Genomic DNA, 2,837 nt, shown 5'->3' on the forward strand with positions numbered 1-2,837 from the left:
CCATAACCCTGCCTCGCGACGCTCAATCCTGCTGCTGACCCACAGAATGAACCGGCGAACTGGATAAAAGAATCACCACCCTGCCATTCGATAAGATTATCCTGTTTATAAAGCCCAAGATTTTAACGTTTTTGTCGAATCAAGCATTCTCGATAGATATCGAGAGTTTCTTGCGACACCCTTTCCAACTTGAGACGAGGAATATTTGCTTTCGCTGCCATTTTAGCGTGGTCGAGAGCAGATTTGTCACTCAAAAGACGAATGATTGCGCGAGCCATATTTTGTGGATCGTGGGCCGGTGTCAGCATTCCAGCATTGCCACCGTCCAACATCTCTGGAATACCGCCGACGTTGGTTGCTACAATAGCGCACCCTGCTTCGCAAGCTTCCGACAAGACAAGGCCTGCAGGCTCTGCCAGAGAGGGTAGCACGAAAAGATCGCTAGCCATGAAATACGGCCTAGGATCATCTTTACCACCATGAAACACAACTGCTTCTGCGCAACGCAATCCTGCCGCAAGTGCTTGGTATTCCGCTTGATAAGGGCCTTCCCCAACAATGTTAAGTCGTGCTGCGGGGAAAATCTCAGCGACAATTTCAAAAGCATTCAGGAGATCTGGGAGTCCCTTCCGCGGGTGCAATCCAGCAACATACAGCAGAGCAGGGGAACCAAGATTGACCGCTGGTCCTATTGGCCCATCCAATCTAAACGAACCGACCGTTCCATTAAGCACAGTTCTAAGTCGAGATTTAGGCACGCCTCGTTTGGACATAGACTCTGAAACAGCATTGCTGACGGCAATCACACGTGATCCAATGCCCATCAAAACAGCACTACGCTCGAACTCATTGTGGACTGTTGTAATAAGGGGGCGGCGCAACAGAATGCAAATTGGCCAGCAAAGCACTGCGCTCGTCATCATATGCGCATGGACAATGTCGAAGCGCTTAACAAGCTTCAGCAAGCTTAACTCCGCCTTGATAAGGACAAGAGGGACTCGAGCTTGATCCAGAATAATCTTTTCGATGGAATTTTTGGCAAGTAGGTCATCAAAATCCCCTCCCCTACTTGCGACAGAGACACTATGACCGAGCGCGGCTTGCGCGCAGGCTAGGTCGATGGCGGCATGAACATGCCCATTAAGACGCTCCGTATGGTTTAAAACGTGAAGTATACGCATCGCGGCCTCCAAATTCCATTTATACTAACGTGAATAGCGCGGCTATATAAAAACCCACGAGCGACACAATACCAAAATATTCTCTTTAAATTAATAAAGATCGATTCCGCATCTGCAAAATCGCAATATAAAACGTGGATGCATCATATAGCACACAAGAGACAATATCGTGATAATCACATATAAAACTATATACAACGTATCAGCCTGTCGTGAACCTGCTGTCGACCAAAATTCATGTCTGAAAAAGATTAAAAATATTTAGGAGGACGGTGAGCCCGATCTTTACGTAAGAAAATTTGTTAATCGAGCCATGCTATCGATTGAGATTTAAAGCTTCCTCCGTATCTATAAATAATATACATTTCAAGTTTTTTATCCATGCCCCCTTCGTGATATAACCTTGGTAATCCGTATCGGCCAGACCTCTGAAATCGGATAGAGCTTTTTCGAATCACGCCTCCCATGGCTAATTACTAAATTGCTAATGTCCAGTTGTGCTGATAGGACACTAATTGATCGACAACCATCAGCGCCCGTAGATGTCCTCGACGCGGATGATGTCGTCCTCGCCGGTGTAGGAGCCGACCTGGACCTCGATCAGCTCCAGCGGGATCTTCCCCGGGTTGGCGAGCCTGTGCATCGAGCCAATCGGCAGGTAGACCGCCTCGTTTTCGTGGACCAGCACTACCCGCTCGTCGATCGTGACCTCGGCGGTGCCGCGCACCACAACCCAGTGCTCCGCCCGGTGGTAGTGCTTCTGCAGCGACAGGCGCCCGCCCGGCACCACCTGGATCCGCTTCACCTGGAAGCGCTCGCCGATGTCGATCCGCTGGTACCAGCCCCAGGGTCGGTACATCCGCAGGTGCGCGTCTGCCTCCGGCGCGCCCTGTGATCGCAGGGCGTTGACTAGCTCCTTCACTTTGCCGGAATGCGCTTTTGAGGCCACCAGCACCGCGTCGGGGGTGGAGACCACCACCACGTCTTCTAGGCCCACTACCGCGGTCAGGCCCCCGCCCTGGCTGTGCACGAGGCTGTTCTTTGTTCCGATCAGCGACACCCGGCCCCGCACGGCGTTGCCTTCCGCGTCGTGATCCAGCACCTGCCAGACCGCGTCCCATGTGCCGACATCCGACCACGCGAACGACACCGGCAGCACACCGGCCCGGGCGGTCCGCTCCATCACCGCGTAGTCAATCGAGATCTTCGGCGCCCTCTCGAAGGCCTTGGCATCCAGGCGCACGAAATCGAGGTCGATCACGGCCGCGTCGAGCGCGGAGCGGGCGGCTTCGAGCACGTCCGGCACGAACGCTTCGAGCTCGGCCAGCATCAAGTCGGCGCGGAACAGGAAGTAGCCCGAGTTCCACAGGGCGCCGTCCGTGATCAAAGCCTCGGCGCCAACGCGGTCCGGCTTCTCGACGAACTTCTCCACCCGGGCGGCGCCGGGTGCCTCCGCGATCGGGGAGCCCCGGCGGATGTAGCCGTAATCGGAGGCCGGGCGGGTCGGCTCGATGCCGAGCGTCATGGTGTAGCCGGCCCGCGCGCCGATGGCGGCGGCCTTGGCGGCGTCGACGAAGGCCTGCGTGTCCGGCACGACGTGGTCGGCGGCCATGATCAGGACCACGGCCTGCGGATCGGTGCGGGCGGCGTGGAGGG

The 2,837-nt window shown here is 55.2% G+C and carries 2 protein-coding genes; both read right to left on the minus strand.

Going from position 1 to position 2,837, the window contains the following annotated elements:
• Positions 1-122: 122 nt before the first annotated feature.
• Positions 123-1,181: a glycosyltransferase family 4 protein gene (locus FV228_RS25750; RefSeq protein WP_147857138.1), complete on the minus strand. Its 1,059-nt coding sequence runs from the start codon at positions 1,179-1,181 to the stop codon at positions 123-125.
• Between the two features lie 529 nt (positions 1,182-1,710).
• Positions 1,711-2,837, minus strand: a 1,127-nt coding sequence (locus tag FV228_RS25755) for a mannose-1-phosphate guanylyltransferase/mannose-6-phosphate isomerase (RefSeq protein ID WP_147857139.1), incomplete at its 5' end; no start/stop codon positions are given.

The sequence above is a fragment of the Methylobacterium sp. WL18 genome, from assembly GCF_008040015.1.
Taxonomy (GTDB): Bacteria; Pseudomonadota; Alphaproteobacteria; order Rhizobiales; family Beijerinckiaceae; genus Methylobacterium; species Methylobacterium mesophilicum.